Raw genomic sequence first — 22,645 nt, forward strand, 5'->3', positions numbered from 1 at the left:
AAGCGTAGCTGCCATCGGGCGTTTTGGGTTTGGTTTCTGGTAAATTTTTTTATTACAAGCCACTCCAGAACGCATGTGTCTTAATCATTTCTCTTTGATATAAATGTTTGTTGAATCGTTTAGATTGCCTGATGGCAGCTGTGCTTTATCAGGCCTACGGGGTGGTTGTGTAAAGTTTTGAAAAAGTAATAGATTGGTTTTTATGCATTTATATTTGGTGATGAAAAAATAAATGGGCCCGAAAACTTAGTGTGTTTATCGGGCCTTTGGGGTAGGGTGGGAATACTTAGCTAGCTAAAACTGCTTCGCCGGTGTAGTCGCGTAAATATAATTGGTGATGCAAACCTGTCTCGGCTAGGTAATCCAGTGCGAATTGGGGGCCTTTAAGGAGTGCGGTGGTGGTTATGGTGCCGGCCATTACGCAGTGTGGCGCTATTACACTCACACCTGCAACACCTTGAGCACATTGGCCGTTTAATGGGTTGATAATATGGCAGTAGCGCTTACCATCTTGTTCAAAATAGCGTTCGTAATCGCCGCTAGACGCAACGCAGCCACGGCCAATTTCAACCACTACGTCTATATCTTTATGGTCTGGGTGCTGTAGTGCAATCTTCCAAGGGGAGCCATCTAAATGTGGGCCTATTACGCTAATATCGCCCCCCAGCTCTACTAGGCCATGCTCAACGCCCATGCTTTCTGCTAAAGTGCGCGCGGCATCGGTTGCGTATTCTTTTACAATGCCGCCAAAATCTATTTGCATACCGGCGGGCATTTGTAATGTTTCGCCATCCCATTTAACTTTTTCCCAGCCCACAAGCGCTAGCACATTTTTAATCTGCTTAGATGTAGGCACGGTACCGTTTTTAAAATCCCATACAGTTCGGAATGCCCCCGACGTAATATCGAATAACCCCCCACTAATTTTCCATGCAACAGTTGCAAAATTTAGAAGTTTTGCGGTTTCTTCGTCTACTTTAATCGCTTCGCCATTAGCATTGTTTATTTTGCTTACAATGCTGAAGGGCAGGTAGCGAGAATACCGTTTTTCGAATAAGCGAGTTTTCTCTTCTACCGCTAGGAATATTTTTTGCGCTGCAACAATATCGTTACAGTAGAATTTAAGGGTGCAAGGCGAAGCCATGGCTTTAAATGTGTGGGTATATAACTGCATGATAGGTTCCAACGTTTTTTTTATATTGCAATTTAATGCATTTTTTACCATGTATAGCGCAAGCCCAGTGAAGTGGCGGTGAACGATACCAGGCCAGGGTTTTCTATTAGTACTGTTTGCGGTGAAAAATCGGCATCCGATTGGTAATAAATAAACGAGATGTCGTACGAAAAGTTTCGCCAAAACTGCTCCAGCTTTACACCGAAAGAGAGCGCGCCATAGGGCGAAAGGCGGTAGTCACTAGAGATAAATTCCATTTTGTTGGTAGAAACTTCGTATGGTTCGTAAAAGGAAGCTTCCGTTTGAAAGTAGTAGCGTGCAGTAGGTGTTAGTTGCGTATGATCGCCAATGTTTTGCACCCAGCTTGCTTCCATCGTGTGGGATTGGGTTTGCCAAGAGTCTGTATAGTAGCGGTAATCTATATGCATGGCCGCATTCGCAGTTTCTATAAATTGACGTAAAGCTATATTGGCCGTGGCCGACGATTTACTACTTGGGCGGCGATCATTCAGTTTGTAGGGGTCGCTCAGAAACCCTTGGTTAATGGTGTAGCTAGCGCCAATTTGCACTACGGTTTTTGCTGTGAGGTTTTGAGAAAAGCCTAGAAAACCAGAAACAGTCTGCTTATTTTCGGATACCACGCGCTGATACTCTTCCGCATCCGACGGGTGTAGGGCATCTAAAGAAAAAGATGCACCCATGGCAATCGCGGTATTCTTTTTGTTGAAAGTCCACTCGTGGCCTGTGCCCATATACATGGATGAGTAGTCGTTTTCCTGCGAAGACCCCAAGTTAACACTCCAACTGTGATTGGATAAAAAGCGTGAAATTGTAACGTTAAAATCACTGCGCTCTTCCACAATGCTCGCACCACTCATTACTAGTGCCGCGTTGTTATCTGTGCCTTGGCTGGTGCCCCATGGCGAAGCGCCAGATAAAGATTCGGTAACAGAATTTATTTCAATGCTGGTTTCATCGTTTAAAGGCGCAACAAATCTAACTTGGTGCACATCTATGGAGTACCGGCTTTTGTCGCCAAGCAACAGTTCGACATCTTTGGCTATGTCATCTTCGCTATAGCTGGTGTATTTGTAGTCTATTACCCTATCTGTTGGTGCAGTAGCTGCATGGGCCAAGGCTGGTAACGACATTGCACTTGCTAAGAGTAGTTGAGTGGCTGTATTCATAATGGGTAAGTAATGTTATTAATTAAACAAGTGGTGTTAATTACAGCCACATCCGCCGCCGGCGCTACCTGTGCTACCGGCGCTGCCTTCTTTACTGTGATAAATATGGTCTTTTAAACGCGCTTGTAACGGGTCTGGGTACCATGTCATTTCTTGTTTGGCTAAATGATTTTTTTCCCAGGGCTGCACTGTGGTGCACGCGCTTATACTAAAAGAGCAGAATAAAATGCCAATTGTTACTAATGGATTTTTGCGTTTAACTTTTGAAACTTGTTTGTTCATGTTACTCATCCAACAGAAAGGTAATTTGTGTTTCTATTTTGCTTAGGTCCTTTTCTTTAAAACCTTTATGTATAGCGCGAATGGTGCCTTTTTTATCGATAAGGTAGGCGCTTGGCATGGCTTCTAGTTGATACTTGCCTGGTACAGATTTAGTTTTGTCAAACACTATTGGGTAGTCGAGCGGCTGGTTTTCTAGAAATTTAAGCCCAAGCTCTCGATTTTCATCCAGATTAATTGCTATCACCATAAAGCCTTTGTCTTCGAGTCGTTTGTACACTTCGTTCATAAGCGGTAGGCTTTTTCTGCAGGGGCCGCACCAACTCGCCCAAAAATCTAAATAAATAACTTTGCCTTGGTAGTCCGCAAGGGAGAGCGACTCCATAGAATGAATTTCTGGCAGGGTGAAAGCCGGTGCAGGGGTGGCTCTTGCACTGGTAGAAAGCTGTAATCCCGCTAGCAAAATAAATGCTATTACAATTAATGCGTTTCTTTTTTTCATGGCAAAGGTATCTGTATGCATGGTGTTTACTCTTTTAAGCTGCAAATTTTAAAAATTTATCGGCAACAGTCGCGACAATATCTTTGCGCTGTAGCTCGGAAAGTAGGTTTAGTTTTTTTATGCTTATGCGGTGCAGGTGCATAAGTGGCAAATGTGTGCTTGAGCTTTTTTTCAAGTCTGAGTTAAGTAGTACTGGTAGGAAGGGGTCATCTTTGCCGTACTTTTCACGAAATAGATCTATACCTTTGGCTAGGCTTGTACCTTTCCAGCCATTACCCTCGCCGTTTTTGTAGCACAGTAACCAGTTCTCGCTGCCGCTTATTTCACCAGGGCAAATAACCATACCTGTATGCAGTATGGCCTCTTCTGGAATATTGAAAAACGTATCGTGGTAAGCATGTGGGTTAGGTAATGCCACAACGGAATTACCTTCGCCGAAAGTTTGTTGTAGTTCGTAGTTGCTATAAAGTTGGCGAACAGATTTAGAAAAAATACAAAATGAACCTTCAAATCGCTTCAAAAACGCAACAGCTTTTTCTGGGTAGCTAAAGCCAGAAAGATGCCAAACTAAATCTTGGTTTGCATTGGCTGTTTGATAATGCTTGTACATTTTGGTTTATCTCAACGTTAAATAGCTTTTAAAAAGGGCGCTAATGTTGTTTAGCTGTTGATGATAAATATACGGCAACCACCCCCTGGGCTTACAAGAAATACAATGGCCTAGTCCATTGGGCTTAGTAACTGGCGGCTAAGCTGTAGCCCAGTAATTTAGCAGTGTACGAGTAAATGAAGGGGAGTGGTGTGTGAGATTAAAGTGAGTTTTACTGAGGTCGTTTACACAGAGCAAGTTGGAATATGTAGCGGTGTATTGGCAGTGCAGCCAATTTAAATAGAATGTTTAGGTAGTATTTTATTGTGCTGTGTCAAAAAATTGAATTTCGGGAATAATAGTTTCGCTGGCAATCCCGCACTGCCAAGTAAATGGCAGCGCGGGATGCTTGCAGCGTGTTATTAACGGCTAACAATGTAGCGTTTGTATATTTAAACGTTGGTAAATAATCCGCTTAGTGGTGAAATATCACCCGAGTAGGGCACGCTGGTACCTGCGGCCTGCGCAATGGTACTCCATACTCTTTGCACGTCGGTACATTGGCCCAATCGCCAATGGCTGCGATCACCTTGATTACTCAGATTCAAAAAGCGGCCTTTACCCGTGCCATTATTTAATAATCCACTTGCACCACCTAGTAGCGTAATTGGAATATCTTGCATATGTTCAGGTGCGCCATCTGCCATTTCACTGGTGAGTACAACAAGGGTGTGGTCTAGTAGGCTGTCTCCGGCTACGTCTGGGTCTGGGAAGGCTGCGAGCCGGTCTAATAAGTATTTAACTTGCTTGATATACCACACGCGGGAATCTAACCACTCGTTTACGCTGCCATACCTGTGTGCGCAGTCATGTGGGTTGCGTGTGCTTGAAACCGATTTAATAACAACTTGATCGGCAGAACGACCAATTTGCAATGTGGCCACGCGGCTAACACCACAACTTAAACTTGAGGCTACAACGTTGGCGTGTGCTTGGGTGACGGGTTCGCGATAATCTGCCGAGTTAATACTCAAACCTGCAATGGGCTCGCCATTGGTTGGGCTGCAGGCTTCGCCAATTGGTTGCGAGTTGCGCATATCTGTTACCACTTGTTCAATAGCGCCTAAATGGGTATCGAGTTTTTCTTTTTGCTGCTGCCCAAGGGCAGAGCGCAGCTGTGCTATATCTTCTTTTACTGGGTCAAATAAAACGGAGTTATCTGTGCTAGTTGTTTGCGTACTGGAGCCGGTGTAATTGCCATATACGCGATCAAATAACTGGTAGGGGTCGTCTTCGGGCAACAGCATGGTGTTGTCTTGGTATGAGATATTCCAGCTTGCGCCCACCATAGCATGGGGGCCGGCATAGACGCGTTTTAATGAATGATCTGTGCCGGGTAGGGCTGCGCCCAAAATATTATCAATAGAGGTTTGGCTGCTATTGGAATCCCGCAGAATGGTTTTCCATGCATTGTGCCCACCAGTGCCACTACCTAGCACTAAACCGCGTAAAAATAGCGCTTGATTAGCATAGCTTCCTAAGTGTTGAGATAATTCATTAAGCTCGAAGTTAGTGCTTTCTACTGCATTGGTTTTAGGAAACCAAATTCCATCGTTGTACCCCGCGTAGCTATCTACCCCAAAGCCATCTGGAATAACAGCGAACACCACTTTTAGTTTACTACCTGTATTGGCCTGTGCTAATTGCGGCAGCATATTTAATGCAGCGGCGCCACTACCGGTAGCCATAAGTTTTTTTAGAAAACTGCGGCGGCCGCTATTGTGTTGGGGCTTTTGGTTAGAAGCGTTAAATAATTTCATGGGGTTAATCTCTATCAGATCGGTACAGGGCGGCAGGGCTACTTGCGAGCTCTATAAATAGTGTTTTTATATCGCCGTCAATAATAAAATCTTGTTGCAGTGCGTTAATTGCATTTTCGCTTTGTGCATCCGTTTGTTGGCCGGTGGTAAACCGGTAGGCGTTATCAACAAAACAGCTTAGTGCCTGCTCTGAAACTGCAAGGTATTCGCTAAGTGCTCGTGCATCTGCGTATTGGGTTAGCGTATTAAAGCCTGAGTTATCGCGCAGAATACCGCTAGCATCTATGGTTAGTGCAACCCTGCTGTCATTCGCTGCGGATTCTTCTGTGCGGTAGCGGCCAGCGTGATCGTAATTTTCTAGCGCGCTACCCGGCTCGTTCATTAATTGGTGGCACTGCCAGCATTGGCCGTCACTTGCATTGGGGCCGGTTATTACATCCCAGCGTTCGCGAGTTGTTATTGGGTGCTCTGGTAGCGTGATGGTGTCTGGGTCTACGCCCGAGGGGGTGCCCATCATATGGCAGAGCATGTTTTCGCGAATAAACTTGCCGCGTTTAACCAGTGAGGTTGCACTAAAATCTGAATTGCTAACCTGGAATATACCTTGATGCATAAGGCCGCCGCGCAGAGAATTAACGTTATATTTTTGCATACTGCTACCAGCGTTTTGCGCAGTAGACGTTAAACCGTAATGGTTGGCGAGTGTGCTGTTTAAGTAGGTGTAGCTTGGGTTGAGTAGCTCGTAAAATGAAGCAGAACCTGCGTTAATTAAATAGTGTATCGCCTCTGTTTGCTCCTGTTGCATAGCGGCTATTACATCGGTCGATAAACCTGGTTTTTCGTCCACAACACTATAGGTGTTGGCGTAGTAGCGTATAAATTCGCTTACGTGTGCAGCGAACCTTGCGTCATTCACCATTGTTTGCGCTTGGTTTTTTACACCCTCATCACTACTGAACGTGCCTGTGGCTGCAAGATTTAGCAGTGTGCTGTTGGGTGGCATACCCCAAAGGCTAAATGATAGATGCGTAGCAATTTCGTAGTTACTTAAACGGTAGCTTTCGGTTTGCGCGTCCCACTTGCCTAACTCTGTTAGGTACAAAAAGTAGGGGGACATAAGCATACTGGTAATCACAGATTCAAAACCATTGGTTTCAAATAATGTACTGTAGCTTGCCGTTTGTGCAGCGGTAAGTGGCTTGCGAAAAAGTGTTAACCCCAACTTGTTTACCGCATTTTGTCTGCAGCTTGCTGTGCTGCAGGTGTGCTTGGTTATGGTGGTTTTACTTGCAATATCTTGCGCGAGTTGTTGGTAGGCTGCGGCTTCATCGGTAAGCACTAGGCCCTGCGACGATTGGCTTGGGTATTTAAAGTGGCTATCGAAGCGCGCGCTTGGTAGGTCTTCGCTGTTAACGGTAACGTTTAGCGTCGCTTTTATTGTGTTGGCATATTCGTATGGCGTAAGTAAGCGCACCCCGCGTACGCCAGAGCTGGTAATTTTCTCTTCAATAATATCTACCACGCGGTTCCATTTATCTTGCCAAATAAAATCGGCAACCACTTTTTGGCAGTTGGCGTCGCATTGCTGCGCAGGCATGGTCGAAATTTTTGTTTCTAACTGGCTTAATGTTTTATTCAGCCATGCAGTTTGTGTTTGGCTTGAAAATAAATCACCGCCAATCCCAGACGCGCTATGGCAGGCCGCACAATGCTGGTTAAATAGCGTTTGCCCAGCTGCAATAGGGGTAACAGATACATGCACTGTATTGCTGGCTTGCGATTCCCCCGCAGTATTTATGGCAACTAGCCGGTAACCATAGGTGGTGTTGGTTGTGATATTGGTATCGTTATATTGGGTGGTGTTAGCGGCTACGGTAGTAAGCTGCTGCCATTGAATATCGTCTAGCGTGCGATAAATAGCGATGGTGTCTGCAGTTGCGTCTGCTTGGCTCCAGCTTAAAAATATTTGATTGTTATTTAATGTAGCGTTTAGGTTGGTGATTGCATTAGGTGCCGTAACGGGTGTTACTAGCGATACTTGATTGCTTTCTACCGCAGCGCTCGAGCCTACGGCATTAAACGCGATAATGTCGTATTGATATTGGTTATCTAGCTTTACATTTGCATCTGTATAGCTTGTAGAGTTGGCAGGGGCGTTGTGTATTTGAACTACAGCGCCGTTATTGGTTCTGCGACGAATTGCAAAACCTGTTTCGTTGTTTGCGTTGTCTGTCCAGCTTAGGCCTATGCGATCTTGATTGGCTGAAGCGACGGCTATCACTGTGCTTACTGCTTTAGGGGCAGAGGCGTTTTCGTTGGGTTCCGTTTCAGTCTCAGTCTCGTTTTCAGTTCCAGTTTCAGCACCGTTATTTTCTGTTTGCTCTTCGCCATCGGTATTGGGTGTGGTTGGCTCACCAGAGGTGTTGCCGTTACTGGTGCTTTCGCTGCAAAGTGCGACTTTCTCCCAGGCTTCCTCCCAATACAGGCCGCTGTTGGGCTCGTAGGCCCAGCTGGCCGTGCTTGCGCACCAGCCAGCTATCACACAACGGAACGCGGCTTCGCGGTTAACAACGAGGGTGTTTACAGCATATTCAGTGCCGCTAACCCACTGCGGATTAGCGCATTGTGCGGGTAAAGCTGGTGTAACAGGTTGACTGGGGTCACCGCTGTTGTTTTCATTCTCGGTCTCGGTCTCGGTCTCGGTCTCGGTCTCGGTCTCGGTCTCGGTCTCGGTCTCGGTCTCGGTCTCGGTCTCGGTCTCGGTCTCGGTAGAATTATCTGGTGGCTCTACGGCTGGTGTTTCGGGAAGGCTAATGCTAATTAGGCTAACCAAATAGGCTGCAACGTTGGTAGCGCACTCTCCCTCACAGGCACTTGCGTCGCCAAACGGCATGGTGCGATGGGTCACATCTTCTATTGCTTCAAACTCAACGGCGTTTATAAATAATGGGAAAGCCCCGTTACCCGCTTCGCCGTGGCACATGGCACATTGGCCCGTATAGGTAGTTTTACCCAAAATAATATCACCCGGCGGTCGTTGAGGCGGGTCGACTTCTTCTTGTGTGTTGGTCTCGGTGGCTGGCTCACCAGTACTCTCACCAGTACTCGGCTGGTTGTTTTCCGGTGTTTCGGTTGTTACTAATGGGGCGTTATCTACCCCGCCAACAGGCTCACCGCCACAGGCTGTTAGCCATAGCGGCAGGCAAAGCAAAATACTTAATAACGAAATAGGGCGAATGGCGTGTGTCATATCCAAGTCCAATAGTATGTTCTTGGCATATGGTAGGTAGTTAGCCGTGCAATCTATATTGGCCATGTGGCCATAAAACGGGTTAGGCCGTGGCATGTGAGCTATATTTAGGTAATCTTACGCTATCTTTAGGAGCCTCTGATTAGCCCCAATTACTTTTTGCAGTTGGGGTTAATCAGAGGTTCCTTTATTCCAATTCGATTTTAATTTAATTGAATAGTGCGGGGGGGGGGGCGGCGCTCCCCCCTTGTTTTTGCTTACGATAAACCCGGCTTAACGCAATATATGTTTCGATTTCAAAACTTGTCTATTCGTACAAAACTGGTAAGCATTATTTTGCTGGGTATGGCCAGTGCTATGACGGTTGCCTTGGCGAATTTTATATTCTTCGAGCTGTACTCCGCCAAGCGAAATTTAACCGATGAGCTCACGGTGTTATCCCGCATTACTGCTGCGCGAAGTGGAGCGGCGCTAACCTTTGGCGACATTAAAAAAGCGCAAGAGAACCTTTCGCAATTGGGCATTTTAGATAGTGTGCAAGCCGCTTGTATCTACGATGCTGATGACAACCTATTTGCCGCTTATACAAGGCATAAACCAAGTAACTTTCTGTGCACAAGCACGCCAGCGTATATAGAAACAGCACAGTTTGATGACCGTATAGTGGCGGTGGCCGATATTACTCACCGCAATGTGTCGTTAGGCAAAATTATTGTACTAAGCGATTTAAGCCGTATAGAGCGCAAAGCTAAAAATTGGGTCAAGTTAGCGGGGTTAATGTTTTTAATTGCCACCATTGTAGTGGTGGTGATGGCTATGCGAATGCAATCTGCTGTTGTGTCACCGCTCAAACATTTAATGGAAGTTATGGCGCGAGTGCGCGATGAAAACGATTTGGGTATTCGTGCAGTGCCGGCTGGCAACGATGAGCTGGGTAAGTTAGTCGACTCGTTTAACGATATGCTGGCGATGGTGGAATCCAGCCGAATGGATTTAGAAATTGTGTATAACGAGCTGGTTTTTCGCAGTACAAAAGCCGAAACCACGGCGGTAGAGTTAGAGGCGCGCAACGAACAAATTAAAGAGCTATTGAGTGGCGCCGCGCACGATTTACGCCAGCCGTTACAGGCGATGGCTATTTTTGTCGATATGCTGCAGTTTCAATTGGAAGACGAAAAATACCTAAACCTAACCGAAAAATTAAAAGCTGCCATGCACAACTTGCAGGCTATGTTTACCGATATTTTAGATTTTTCGCGGCTCGATCATAAAGCCGGTACTGCAGAGTTACAGGATATACATTTAGAAAAACTATTCGGCAAATTACAGTTGGAGTTTGAGGTACTTACCTTACGTAAGGGAATCCAGTTTCGCACCCATGTTAATGCAATAAGTGTTCGCGGTATTTCTGGTGTAATAGAACGTATTGTACGCAACTTGGTGAGTAACGCCGTTAATTACACCGACACCGGTGGAGTACTTTTAGCAGCACGTAAAAAGCGCGATTGTGTGGTGATAGAGGTGTGGGATACCGGCATAGGAATCCCTGAAAATCGCATAGATTCTGTATTTAAAAAGTTTGAGCAGGTAGACAATAAAGGGGTTTCATCCCACAAGGGTTACGGTTTGGGGTTGGCCATCGTAAAGCAATTTGCCGATATGATGGGCTATAAATTAGAAGTGGTTTCGCGAGAAGGGAAAGGCAGTTGTTTCCGCATGGTCATACCTAATGTAGCGAAAGAAAACGCGCAAAGCCGTTCGACGGTTGCGTTTTCTAGCGATGAAATTTTTGCCGACAATTACCGCCAAACCGTATTGTATGATTCCGACCAACTCGCCAATACCATGTTAAAAACCCATGTTATTTTAGTGGATGATGAACCGGCTATTCGCTCTATTCTTGCATTACTTTTAAAGTCGTGGGATATGGAAGTAACCGAGTTTGCTGGCATGCAGGGCGTAGAAGATTACTTTGGCTCAAGCGACTTTCTCGACCCCGATATCATTATTAGCGATTATCAGCTTGGCCCTAATTTAACAGGCGATGCCGTAATAGAAGAAATAAGAATGGCCGTGGGCATAGACGTGCCCGCACTCATTGTTACGGGGAACGCGTCGCCGGCTATTCACGAAGAAATTAGAGCAAAGGGGTTTGATTTACTGCTAAAACCGGTGGGAGCTGCACAATTGCGAACAGTTTTACATCGTATGCTGGAATAGTAAAAATTGTAAATTATTGCGTAATAATATTTTTTTGGCGTGCATGTGCAACAGCCTGAGTGCGATTTTTAACATTAAATTCGCGCAATATTGCCGCTACGTGCACTTTTACTGTGCTGGGTGACATGTTTAGCTCGCGCGCAATTTCTTTATTAGACAAACCCTTAAGCATTTCGTGTAGCACATGCAATTGCCTTTCGGTTAATTGATGATCACCAGTTGCAGGGGGTGCGGTTTGAGGTGCGGGTGACGCTGCGTGAGTGATACCGTCGCTGCTGTGCGCCGTAAAAGGCATATTTAGTGCGCTTATCATTTCTTGCGGAATGTAAACTCCACCAGAAAGTACAAGCTTAATTGCACTTATCATTACATCAGAAGGCGAGGTTTTGGTAATAAACCCGCGGGCGCCCGCAGCCAGTACTTGTTGAATAAGCTCGGCTTTGTTTTCTGCCGATAGCATAACAATAGGGGTAGTGGGGAGATGAGCTTGAATTTGAGCTAGGCAATTAAGCCCTGTGGTATCGGGTAAATTGTAATCTAGCAATACCAGCGAGAAGTCCGCGTGTTGTTGAGCTAGAGCAAAGGCATCGGCTCCTGTGCCGCAGGGCGTTATTTCTGTATTTGGATCGAGCCTTTCTAAAATAAGGCTAACACCATCCCTGAACAACAAATGATCTTCTACCAACAATACTTTCATAGTTACCTATAGTTCCCCTAAAAATTATTGTAACTATAGCGCGAATTGCAGACTTTTGCGTGATTGAGTGGCGTAAAAAAGGGGGAGGGGTACGCGCGCTGAGTGGGCAGCGCGCGTGGATAGTTAGCGTTTTTTAGCTTCTAGCATAACCTGTTTAAAAAACGCGCCTTGCTCGCTGGGGGTAAAATCCCAGTCGTTAATCATTGTTGGGCTCCAGTCGGGGTCGAATACCCATACCGTGTAAGAAACGCCTTTTTTCTGCATATACTTCACTATGCGGGGGCCGTAACTGCCGTCGTCTTTAACGGGTATGTGGGCACCATAACCATCGGGTTGTACCCAGCCTAGCTCTGTTGCTATTACAGGGTAGGTGTCTGCAGCAAAGCCCCACTTTTCGTCCCACAGTTTGAAGAAGTTTTTATCGTTCTTAACCTCTGGTTTCGCCTTTTGCGGGTAGGGGTGTGCGGCGTAAGCAATGCCTTCACGCTCGATAGGTGCCTTTTTGATTGGCGATAAATCATAGGCCCAGTTGAAGCCTGCAACCAGCGGAATGACGGTTTTGTCACTGGCATATATCATATCAATTAGGCTTTCATTTAAGGTTTTCCACTCGGCCCAGTTGCGTTCGCCTAGGGTGTTACCCATGGTGGTTGGCTCATTAAATAATTCGTATACCGCTACGGTGGGCACGTTTTTGTAGCGGAACGTAATTCTGCGCCAAAAGTCGCGGGTTTCTTTAATGGTGGTGTCGTACATGGGGTGTTGGTATTGCTCGGTGGGCAAATAGCCAATGGAGTGCCAATCAAGAATAAGGTAAATACCTAAATCATTCGCCCAGCGTACCGCCTCATCGATGTGGCCTAAATAAACGTCTGGCCCAAGTTTACGCCAACTTACAGGGTGAATAGGCAGGCGAATAGTATTTACCCCCCAGTTATTAGCCAGCTCTTCAAACAGCGATTTTTGCCATTGATTTTGGCTAAGTAGCTTACCTGTATCGGCAATGTTTACCCCTCTAAAAGTGAAGGTTTTGCCCTTATCATCAATGAACTTGTTACCTTTTACCGATATAAAACTTTGCGTTTTAAGGCTTTTTACATCGAATTGGCTCGGGTAGGGTATATCCCACCAGTCGTTTGATGGGGCGCTGTTATTTGCACTCAGTGCACTGGCTGAGGCCAGCAAGCAGAGTGCAAGCGCAAGAAATTTGGTTGTGCGCATTGGGAGGTTCCTTTTTGTGTTGTTCGCTTTATATTTTTTGTGGAGCTTTTTATGAGCGGAACGTTACACAAACCTGTGTCAATGCAGAGTGAGGAACGCTGTAGATGGCGCAATAAAACGTTAGAATAGCGAATGAATACTTAATAGAAGCTCATCGCCTCATGGTTAATATTACTACCGTTATTACCAATCTTTCGCTGCCAATAAATGATGCTTTACCGGCAATTGAAGCAACTTTACTAGCCAGTAATGAACTAGTGTTGGAGGCGCCGCCTGGGGCAGGTAAAACCACGGTAGTACCCCTAGCTTTGTTGAATGCACCTTGGCGCAATGGCAAAAAAATTATTGTGCTTGAGCCGCGTAGGTTAGCCGCGCGCAATGCCGCCAGCAGAATGGCGTCGCTGCTAGGTGAGCGCTGCGCCGAAACTGTAGGCTACCGAGTGCGCATGGATAATTGCGTTGGTGCAAATACTGTAATCGAGGTGGTCACTGAGGGCGTTTTTACGCGCATGTTGCAAGCTGATCCCACATTAGACGATGTGGCTATTGTTATTTTTGACGAATTCCACGAGCGCAGCTTAGATGCCGACTTAGGGCTAGCGTTATTGCAGCAATCCAACGTGCTGTATGGCGATATGCGCGAGCAGCCTATTAAAACCTTGGTTATGTCTGCCACATTAAACGGTTCGCAATTAAGCGATTACCTTGGTGGCGCGCCAGTGGTTACTAGTGAAGGGCGAATGTTTCCTGTGGATGTAGCCTACAGCGACCCTTACACCCCACAGCAAGATTCAGCCGCTCGCGCAGCGCAAGCAGTAAATAAAGCAATTGCTGAATATAAAGGCAGCATTTTGGTGTTTCTGCCGGGCAGAAAAGAAATAGAAGCCTGCGCGCGCGCGCTGCGCAATTGGGTAGAGGCCGGTGAGCTGCCGAAGGCGTTGGCAATATGCCCGCTGTATGGCGATCTTTCTTTAGCGGATCAACAGCAGGCAATAGCACCCGCTGGCGCGGGGACAACCAAAGTTGTGCTAGCGACCAATATTGCCGAATCCAGCCTTACCATTGAAGGGGTGAGCATAGTGGTGGATAGCGGCTTGCAACGAGAGGCGCGCTACGACCCTAACACAGGCATGACCCGCTTGAACCTTTGCAGAATATCTAAAGCCAGCGCAGAGCAGCGAGCGGGCCGCGCAGGGCGGTTAGAGCCTGGTGTTTGTATACGCTTATGGTCTAAAAGCCAGCAAAGTGAGTTGGCGCAGTATGCTAGCCCAGAAATTCAACATGCCGACATGGTGCCTTTGGCTTTGCAGCTGCTGCAGTGGGGCGAAGCCGATTGTGCGCAAATTCCATGGTTGGATGCGCCTGCGCCCGCAAGATATACCCAAGCTATAGAGCTGTTAGAGCAGCTAGAGGCGTTAAAAGATAACGGCGGGGGCATTAGCCTTACCGCGCTTGGCGAGGCGATGGCTGGCCTGCCTGTACACCCTCGTTTAGCGCATATGTTGGTAGTGGCAAAGCAATTGGCGCTGCAGGATTTAGCCTGTACTTTGGCCGCACTTTTAAGCGAAAGGGATATTGGCACAGCCAACATGGGGGCAGATTTTTCTCGCCGTGTACATTGGTTGCTGCAGCCTCAAGGCGCCCCCAAGCAATTGCAAGGCGCGTTAAAGCGATTGAACGCGTTAAAAAAAATGTTAGCCCAGCAGTTAAACAGAGTGACAAGCCCATCGCTTGAGCGTGCGCTAGCGGTATCTGAGGTAATTGTTTTATCGCAGCAAGAGCAAATTGCGCTTTTGCTCGCGTGTGCTTTTCCAGACCGAATTGCGCGAGCGAGAAAAAATAACCCCACCCAATACCTGTTGGCAAATGGTCGACAGGCCAATTTATTTAACGACGATAGTCTCGTAGGTGAAGAATGGCTGGTGGTGGCAGAGGCTAGCAGTCAGCAAGGGCGCAGTAACGATATTATTCGGCTGGCGGCACCCATTAGCCTTGCACTCTTACAACAGGCTTTTAGCGCAAAGCTAGTAGAAAAAAATGTGTGCGAGTGGGATGAAAATGCAAACCGAATAGTGAGCGAACAGCGCGTAGCGCTAGGGGCAATTATTTTATCGGCAAAACAACTCACACAAGCGGACCCTGCTTTGCGTGTAGCGGCAGTGCGCGCGTTGATAAATAAAAAAGGGTTAGGTGTATTGGAGTGGACAGCAGATGCCATCAATTTGCGCGCTAGATTGCAGTTGTTGCACTCAGTGGACACAAACTGGCCAAGCTGGAGCGATGAGTTGTTATTGGGGGCGATTGATGATTGGCTTTCGCCTTACCTGCACAGCGTAAACACCGGTGCGGATTTACGAAAAGTAAAAATTGCCGAGGCTTTAACAGCGACATTGAGTTGGGAGCAGCAGGTAGAGCTAGATAAACTTGCGCCAGTCTCTTTTTGCGTGCCCTCCGGCAGAGATGTGCCCATCGACTATAGCCAAAACCCACCTGTTATAGCTGCCAAGTTACAGGAACTATTTGGCAGTGCCATTGCGCCTAGTATTGTAAATGGCAAGGTACCGCTACTTATTCACTTACTGTCACCTGCTGGTAAACCTTTACAGGTAACGCAAGATTTAATGAGTTTTTGGCGTGGGGCGTACACGGAAGTAAAAAAAGAAATGAAAGGGCGTTACCCTAAACACCCTTGGCCAGACGACCCTATAATGGCAATGCCCACTCGCAAAACTAAATCGCAGTTAAGTAGAACCTAAACACATAGTTTATAAACTATTAAACGACTAAAGCTCGCGAGTGAGGTTGCTATAGCGTGCCACTCTCCACCACATTGATGGTTGGCAGTGGGCCACTTAAATCGATTTTAGTTTTAAATGTGTAGTCCAATGTTTTGCTTTTGTTTAATGCTAAAAATAATTTGGGTGCAGAAAGTAAATTAGCCTCTACCTGTAGAGTAACCGTTTCGCTGCCATAGGCTGGAATAGTGGGTATTTGATTGCTGGTGCCAAATAACAGCTCCGCGCCATTAATGGCAAGCGAATAGCTCATCCCTTTAATAGGAAGCGCTACACCGTTGGGGTTAGCAATTTTCAAATCTATTTCGAAAAGGGTGCCCAGCGAAGAGCCAGAGGAGGCAGGTGCAAGCCGCGTTACCGATACTTTTGGTTGCTCTATATTTAGCGTTGCGCAGCCACTAATTAACAGTAGGGTTGCCGCAATTGCGAGCCAGCAGCTTTTTACTAACCAAAATCGTTTGTGTGTATTCATTTTTTCTCTTTTTCCTTTTGTTCTAGCTCAGCTTTGTATTTTTCGTAGTCTTCCCAATCATAAGGCGTTCCCGCCTTGGGAGGGGAAAGGTGCATAGCCCGCTCCAGTGCGTTCTCTTGCAGAGTATGCTCCTTAGGTTTTTCAGAATCTTTACCCTGAGCCTCTTCAAACTTTTTTAAATAATCTGATGCTTTCATTTAAAACCTCCAATTCGGCCATATTCAACACATACACTCGTATAGTGATGCGAGCAGTTTGAGGGTGTATATAGCTAATATGGGGCTGCTATGGGGATTATGCAATTGCTGCGCGCTGCAGCAGGCAGTAAATGTGAGCTTGTTACAAATTACTGGTGATGTGAACTTAGGGAGGAGATGAAATTTTTGAGGGCTAGAAACGAAAAAAGCCACTTATTGCTAAGTGGCTTTTTCGAATTTGGCTCCGCCTGCTGGGCTCGAACCAGCGACCCAATGATTAACAGTCATTTGCTCTACCAACTGAGCTAAGGCGGAATTTCTTTGGGCTAGTGCCCGAAAGAGCGCGTATATTATACGCCTCTTTTTACCCTGTCAACCTTTTAAAACAATTTGTAAGCTATTGATTTACTTGTTGTTTTATTGATCAACTGGTAGGACCACCCGGATTTGAACCGGGGACCTCTACCATGTCAAGGTAGCGCTCTAACCAACTGAGCTATGGTCCTATCTCACTTCGGTACCATACTCGGCATTGGTGAGAGGGCGCGTATTGTATAGTCGTAAATAATGTTCATCAAGCAGAAAAGTAAAATATTTCCGCTTGATGAAGGTTTTTTTAAAGCTTGGTAAGTGCGGTTATGCCCAACGCAGCTTGATACATAATAGTAGTAACGCTGCTCCACAGGGTGAGCGGGTCTACGCGATCGGTATCCATGGGTACAATAATGGTATCGCCGGGCTGAATATTGTGATCTTTTGACTTAAACCAGCCGGAGTTGGCTGGCAAATAAACCGAGCCGTTGGCTTTTACAATATAAATGCGTTTTTTATCGGCGTTTTCTTTGGTGCCGCCCGAGCGATCTATGTAGTCGAAGGGGTTAAGTTTTTTATCGAAAAAGTGCGAAGTGGGGTATTGCACTTCACCTACAACAGTCACCGAAGGTTTAAAGCGCGGTATTGTTAAAACATCGCCATTTTCTAATTTAAAATCATAGAGTTTTGGGTTGGCCAAAATTTGAGGAAGGTCTATTACCATACGCCCCATTGGCTTAATCGCATCCATATTGGCAATAATCTGCTCTGCTTGCGCTGAATCGACTTTTGATTTGTTTAATATGCCGTCGTTCAGTGCTTCTGCTGCCAAGTCTGCTTCAATTTCATTTTTCAATGCGGCCAAGCGCTCTTCCTCTAGTTTGCGCAGCTCTTCTCTCGAGAAAATAGCGCCTTCTGGGTAGGCGTGTGGGGTTAACCCTCCCGCACGGGAAAGTACATCCACTATAGATTCGCCGGGCAGAATTGGGTAGGTGCCTGGGTGCAGTACTTCGCCAAGCAACACTATCGATTCTTTATCGTTCCACAGAGGAATCTGCTTAACGCGTAAAGTGTCGCCCGGAGTTAACGGATAAGCTTGTGCATTCAAATCGATGTTGATGTGCATCACGAGCGTTTGGCGGTTTTCGTCAATGCTGTAGCGAGTGATTTCACCATCATTACCAAGTGCGCTCTCAGTAAGGCCGCCGGCGAGCATAATTAAATCGGTAGTAGTCATACCCTCAGAAATAGGGTACTGGCCGGGGAAGCGCACGCTGCCGTGAGCAATTACAATTTTTTCGCGCTCAGTAAAGCTCGATTGTGTACGCAACTGGGCTAGTACGTCTTCTAGTAGCATGCTGCGGTCGCTTTCATAATCAAATAGCAAGATTGTGTCGCGAGACTGCAGTTCGGGGTTGTGCTTCGAGTTTGGGTTGTCGAACGCTTTTGCAGGTGTAAATAAATGCACAGATATTTTGCGCGTGCTTTTTTCTTCGCGCAAAATTAAGCCTACATCGATATCTGGGTTGGCCAGCATATCGTCCACGCTAGGTACAACATCGGTAAAGCGAATGCCTTTGCGCCAAGCGAAGCCGCCGGGGCGTTTGACGTGGCCTTCCAGTTTTACAATGTCGCGCATGGTGTCTAGGGTGGTATGAATTTGAATAACGTCTGCATCTTTAATGCGGAACTCACGGCCACTGCGACTGGTTAGGTCTAGGTTTACTAAGGTTTTTTCGCCTGCGTCTGTAATGCGCTCTATGCGCGAGGCTGGCATATAGGCTGTGGGCAGTAGGCCACCGGCTAAGTTCAGGGCGCCTTGCACATCCGCTTCTTTGGTTATTTCGTAAATGGCGGGGCGTTTAACTTGCCCTGCAACGCCTACGGTTTTACCAATTGGTGGAATAAAAATAACGTCGCCAGGCAGCAGTCGAGAGTCGTTGCTGGTGTCGCCTTGTAACAGCAGGTCGTACAAATCTAGTGTGGTTACTACTTTGCCGCGGCGCTTAAGCTGAATATTGCGCAGTGAGCCTATTTTAGTAATGCCGCCACTGGCAAAAATAGCATTTGTCATGGTTGAAAGTGAACCCACAACGTAAGAGCCGGGCACGTTGGCTTCGCCCAATACAAATACTCTAATGGTGCGCAGGTTACCCATGCTGGTAGAGGCTTTTACGCCTATCATTTGCTCGCTAACAATAGTGTCTATACGAGTAGAGGCCTGGCTAAAGGTAAGGCCTGCGAGGTTCACGGGGCCAATGTTCGGGAATTGGATGCGACCTTCTCTATCTAAAGCGAGGTTTAGTGTTTGGTTGTCTTTGCCATATAGCTGTATAACGAGGTTGTCGCCTGGCCCAAGAATATAATCTGCGGGGATAGGGATGTCCGATGCTGGCGTGAAGGAATCTGCGCCGTAATTGAAAATATCGTAACCAAAAAGCTCTAATTTTTGCCTAGTCGACTCTTCGCTCTCGTCTTCTTTTAGGCTGGGTGCGTCTACGCCGGTCAGCGCTGTTTGTTCAATAATTTGCTCGCCGCTTTTTGCGCCCGTTTTTTTGCGCACGCCAGACACGGCTTCTGCATTTTGCGCACTGCTGGCGCTGTCGCCACCAATTAATGAAGAATAATCTTCTAAGTTAATGCCCATAGAGCTGGCAAGCGCTTTTTGTTGCTCTGGCGACATGCGTTTAAATTGCTCTATTTGCGCTGCTGACGGGGTAAACCCAGCGGCGAAGGAGGGCGCGGCAACTAAAAGTGCAAAAAGGCTAATAAAGGAAGCGACAAGGAGTTTGCGTGAGCTATTCATAAATCCGTTACGTTTGGTTAGGTAGTTATCAGCGTGGGAGCTTAACACGATTATGATTCAGGTCGTGGGTGGTTCTGTGCGGTAGAGGGTGATGCTAGTTATGTGTATCGCCCAAACCTGTAGGCGCATCTTAGGGAATTTTTAGGGGCAGTCAATGCTGCAGCAAAAAACAGCTGTTAAAAAGTGTGAATTTTAGAAATCCGCTGCCGAAAACACGTTATTTTTCATTTATTTGGCATCAAACAGGATGCTTGCTTGAGCTGCGCGCCTTGCAGCCTATATACTGCCGCCCCAATTACACATTCTCACGTAGCCTTTGGTAGGGGCTACCACTGACGCTAAGGATCTCCTATGCCTGTTATTACTCTTCCCGATGGTTCCAAACGCGAATACGATGCCCCCATTTCTGTTATGGGTGTGGCTGCAGATATTGGTCCAGGGTTAGCGAAAGCAACACTTGCCGGTGTTGTTGACGGAAAAGAAGTGGATGCCTCTTTCGAGATTACTCAAGACGTATCACTTTCCATTATTACAGCTAAGTCTGAAGAGGGCTTAGAGGTTATTCGCCATTCGACAGCTCACTTGTTGGCTCAGGCTGTTAAACAGCTGTTCCCAGAAGCGCAGGTGACTATTGGCCCTGTTATCGAAGATGGCTTCTATTACGACTTTGCCTACTCGCGCGCCTTTACGCCAGAAGATTTGGTAGTAATTGAAGAGAAAATGAAAGAGTTGGCAAAAGCGGACTTCGACGTTACGCGCCGTGTATTGCCACGCGACGAGGCATCGGCTTACTTCCGCGGTATAGGTGAAGAGTATAAAGCCCAAATTATCGACAGTATCCCAGCTAACGAAGAGCTTTCTTTATATAAGCAGGGTGACTTTGAAGATTTATGCCGTGGGCCTCATGTGCCTTCAACCGGCAAGCTAGAATACTTTAAGTTAATGAAAGTGGCGGGTGCCTACTGGCGCGGCGACTCCAATAACGAAATGCTTACGCGTGTATATGGCACGGCGTGGGCAAGCAAAAAAGATTTAAAAGCTTATGTTCACCGCTTAGAAGAAGCTGAAAAGCGTGATCATCGTAAGTTAGGTAAAAAATTCGATCTTTTCCATATTCAAGAAGAAGCGCCGGGCATGGTGTTTTGGCACCCCAATGGTTGGTCTATTTATACCGCTATTGAAGAGTATATGCGTGAAGTGCAGCGCTTGAATGGCTATGAAGAAATTAAGACGCCACAGGTTGTAGATCGCAGTTTGTGGGAGCGCTCTGGTCACTGGGATAAATTCCGCGACAATATGTTTACCGTGGAATCTGAATCGCGCGATTATGCCGTTAAGCCAATGAACTGCCCATGTCACGTGCAAGTGTTTAATCAGGGTTTAAAAAGCTACCGCGACTTACCTTTGCGCTTAGCTGAGTTTGGCTGCTGTCACCGCAACGAAGCGTCGGGCACTTTGCAGGGGTTAATGCGCGTGCGTGGTTTCGTGCAAGATGACGCCCATATCTTCTGTTCTGAGTCGATGATTCAGGACGAAGTATCAGTATTCACCGATTTGCTCTTTAAAGTGTACAAAGATTTTGGCTTCGAAGACGTGATTATTCGCCTTTCCACACGCCCAGAGCAGCGTGTAGGCAGTGATGAGGTGTGGGATAAAGCAGAAAAAGCGCTATCAGATGCCTTGGATGCAAAAGGGCTGCCTTGGCAATTACTGCCAGGCGAGGGCGCCTTTTATGGGCCTAAAATTGAATTCTCACTAAAAGATTGCCTTGGGCGTGTTTGGCAGTGCGGCACCATTCAGGTGGATTTCTCAATGCCGGGCCGTTTAGATGCTCAATTCGTAGCTGAAGATGGTTCGCGTCAGGTGCCTGTTATGTTGCACCGTGCAATCTTGGGTTCATTTGAGCGTTTTATCGGAATATTGATAGAAGAATACGAAGGGGCATTCCCAGCTTGGCTGGCTCCAACTCAAGCCGTTTTGCTGAATATTACCGATAATCAGGCCGAATATGTTAAAAAAGTAGAGAACTCTTTGAAAAACAAGGGCTTTCGTGTTAATTCCGACTTGAGAAATGAAAAGATCGGCTTTAAAATCCGCGAGCACACAATTCAGAAGGTTCCTTACTTACTTGTTGTTGGCGACCAAGAGGTTGAAAATAACTCGGTTGCCGTTCGCGGACGAGGTGGTGAAGACCTCGGCGTAATGACGGTAGACGCCTTTACTGCACTTCTTGAAGAGCAAATTTCCAGTAAAGCGAGATAATTTGGGCTAATTGGGCTTAGAGTGTGACAAAAAAGTTAATTCTAAGCCCAAAAATAACCTAAACTGTGTGATCTAGTAGCCTGCCTCGTTGTTTGTAGGTAAATAGGCCTAATTTAAGTAGGTTCTAAGGCTAGTTTTTTAAATAAAAGAGGAGAGTGTGACCATTAGCAATCGTGATAATGCCAAAGGGCGTTCAAAAAAAGCGACTATCAACGACCAAATTGAAGCGAAAGAAGTACGATTAATTGGCGCGGATGGCGAACAAGTTGGGATCGTACCCATCGCAGAAGCTCTAGCAACTGCGCAAGCTGCAACACTAGATTTGGTACTAATAGCCGCTGATGCAGACCCCGTGGTCTGTAAAATCATGGATTATGGTAAGCACCTTTTCGAAGCGAAAAAAGCAAAAGCTGCTGCTAAAAAGAAACAAAAGCAGCAACAAGTTAAGGAAATGAAGTTTCGCCCCGGCACTGAAGAGGGCGATTACAAGGTAAAGTTAAAAAACTTGCAGCGTTTCCTTGAGCAAGGCGACAAAGCAAAAGTTTCCCTGCGCTACCGCGGTCGAGAAATGGCTCACCAAGAGTTAGGCATGGAGATGATGAAGCGAATAGAAGTGGATCTTGCAGAAATAGGTACTGTTGAACAGTACCCAAAAATGGAAGGTCGCCAGCTAATAATGGTTATCGCTCCTAAGAAGAATCGCTAACCCTTATTTGCTGATCCCCGCTTACCCGCGCGTTCGCGCTAGTACACCGGAGGATTGCCAAAATTTGAAGGCGGCCTAATGGGCGCCTTCAAACATTGTCTGTAAAGGCAATAGTCAGCAAACAAGTGTTTTACTTGTTTGTTATTCAAGAGTGGC

Annotated in this window: 16 protein-coding genes and 2 tRNA genes; 4 read left to right on the plus strand and 14 right to left on the minus strand. The window is 46.5% G+C overall.

Annotated features, from left to right (window positions below; translation table 11 throughout):
- Window positions 1-286: 286 nt before the first annotated feature.
- From SDE_RS08185 to SDE_RS21260, 7 genes are all read right to left on the minus strand, one after another.
- Window positions 287-1,174: an FAD:protein FMN transferase gene (locus SDE_RS08185; protein WP_158303868.1), complete on the minus strand. Its 888-nt coding sequence runs from the start codon at window positions 1,172-1,174 to the stop codon at window positions 287-289.
- A 44-nt stretch (window positions 1,175-1,218) separates the two neighbouring features.
- Entirely contained in the window at window positions 1,219-2,361 is a 1,143-nt protein-coding gene (locus SDE_RS08190; RefSeq protein WP_011468046.1) for a DUF3570 domain-containing protein, read from the minus strand.
- Window positions 2,362-2,397: 36 nt separating this feature from the next.
- Window positions 2,398-2,643, minus strand: a complete 246-nt coding sequence (locus SDE_RS08195; protein ID WP_226986481.1) for a DUF4266 domain-containing protein — start codon at window positions 2,641-2,643, stop codon at window positions 2,398-2,400.
- 1 nt (window position 2,644) lies between these two features.
- Complete coding sequence (locus SDE_RS08200) at window positions 2,645-3,163, minus strand: TlpA family protein disulfide reductase (RefSeq protein WP_011468048.1); 519 nt, start codon at window positions 3,161-3,163, stop codon at window positions 2,645-2,647.
- Window positions 3,164-3,176: 13 nt separating this feature from the next.
- Entirely contained in the window at window positions 3,177-3,752 is a 576-nt protein-coding gene (locus SDE_RS08205) for a hypothetical protein (protein WP_011468049.1), read from the minus strand.
- A 431-nt stretch (window positions 3,753-4,183) separates the two neighbouring features.
- On the minus strand, window positions 4,184-5,551 hold the full coding sequence (locus SDE_RS08210) for a DUF1552 domain-containing protein (protein ID WP_011468050.1): 1,368 nt from the start codon (window positions 5,549-5,551) through the stop codon (window positions 4,184-4,186).
- Window positions 5,552-5,555: 4 nt separating this feature from the next.
- Entirely contained in the window at window positions 5,556-8,801 is a 3,246-nt protein-coding gene (locus tag SDE_RS21260) for a DUF1592 domain-containing protein (protein ID WP_143710864.1), read from the minus strand.
- A 285-nt stretch (window positions 8,802-9,086) separates the two neighbouring features.
- Here SDE_RS21260 and SDE_RS08220 point away from each other — a divergent pair, with 285 nt between their 5' ends.
- Complete coding sequence (locus SDE_RS08220; RefSeq protein ID WP_041324437.1) at window positions 9,087-11,021, plus strand: ATP-binding protein; 1,935 nt, start codon at window positions 9,087-9,089, stop codon at window positions 11,019-11,021.
- A 13-nt stretch (window positions 11,022-11,034) separates the two neighbouring features.
- Here SDE_RS08220 and SDE_RS08225 read toward each other — a convergent pair whose 3' ends face one another.
- Together SDE_RS08225 and SDE_RS08230 are read right to left on the minus strand one after the other, a co-directional pair.
- Complete coding sequence (locus tag SDE_RS08225) at window positions 11,035-11,718, minus strand: response regulator (RefSeq protein WP_011468053.1); 684 nt, start codon at window positions 11,716-11,718, stop codon at window positions 11,035-11,037.
- A gap of 123 nt (window positions 11,719-11,841) precedes the next feature.
- Window positions 11,842-12,939, minus strand: a complete 1,098-nt coding sequence (locus tag SDE_RS08230; protein WP_011468054.1) for a glycoside hydrolase family 5 protein — start codon at window positions 12,937-12,939, stop codon at window positions 11,842-11,844.
- A 161-nt stretch (window positions 12,940-13,100) separates the two neighbouring features.
- Here SDE_RS08230 and hrpB point away from each other — a divergent pair, with 161 nt between their 5' ends.
- Window positions 13,101-15,695: an ATP-dependent helicase HrpB gene (hrpB, locus tag SDE_RS08235; protein ID WP_011468055.1), complete on the plus strand. Its 2,595-nt coding sequence runs from the start codon at window positions 13,101-13,103 to the stop codon at window positions 15,693-15,695.
- A 49-nt stretch (window positions 15,696-15,744) separates the two neighbouring features.
- Here hrpB and SDE_RS08240 read toward each other — a convergent pair whose 3' ends face one another.
- The 5 genes from SDE_RS08240 to SDE_RS08260 form a co-directional block, all read right to left on the minus strand.
- Window positions 15,745-16,206 (minus strand): LEA type 2 family protein, encoded by a 462-nt coding sequence (locus SDE_RS08240; RefSeq protein WP_011468056.1) that lies wholly within the window; start codon window positions 16,204-16,206, stop codon window positions 15,745-15,747.
- Window positions 16,203-16,403: a hypothetical protein gene (locus tag SDE_RS08245; protein ID WP_011468057.1), complete on the minus strand. Its 201-nt coding sequence runs from the start codon at window positions 16,401-16,403 to the stop codon at window positions 16,203-16,205. Before SDE_RS08245 ends, SDE_RS08240 begins: the two co-directional genes overlap by 4 nt.
- A gap of 239 nt (window positions 16,404-16,642) precedes the next feature.
- A tRNA-Asn gene (locus SDE_RS08250) sits at window positions 16,643-16,718 on the minus strand.
- Between the two features lie 114 nt (window positions 16,719-16,832).
- A tRNA-Val gene (locus tag SDE_RS08255) sits at window positions 16,833-16,909 on the minus strand.
- Between the two features lie 110 nt (window positions 16,910-17,019).
- On the minus strand, window positions 17,020-19,521 hold the full coding sequence (locus SDE_RS08260) for an SLBB domain-containing protein (protein ID WP_011468058.1): 2,502 nt from the start codon (window positions 19,519-19,521) through the stop codon (window positions 17,020-17,022).
- Between the two features lie 351 nt (window positions 19,522-19,872).
- On the opposite strand from SDE_RS08260, the gene thrS reads away from it, so the two are divergent.
- On the plus strand, window positions 19,873-21,783 hold the full coding sequence (thrS, locus tag SDE_RS08265) for a threonine--tRNA ligase (protein WP_011468059.1): 1,911 nt from the start codon (window positions 19,873-19,875) through the stop codon (window positions 21,781-21,783).
- 163 nt (window positions 21,784-21,946) lie between these two features.
- Window positions 21,947-22,489 carry a translation initiation factor IF-3 gene (infC, locus tag SDE_RS08270; RefSeq protein ID WP_041325562.1) on the plus strand — a complete coding sequence of 181 codons (543 nt, stop codon included), beginning with the start codon at window positions 21,947-21,949 and terminating at the stop codon, window positions 22,487-22,489.
- Window positions 22,490-22,645 lie beyond the last annotated feature (156 nt).

Source organism: Saccharophagus degradans 2-40 (assembly GCF_000013665.1).
In the GTDB taxonomy this organism is placed as follows: domain Bacteria; phylum Pseudomonadota; class Gammaproteobacteria; order Pseudomonadales; family Cellvibrionaceae; genus Saccharophagus; species Saccharophagus degradans.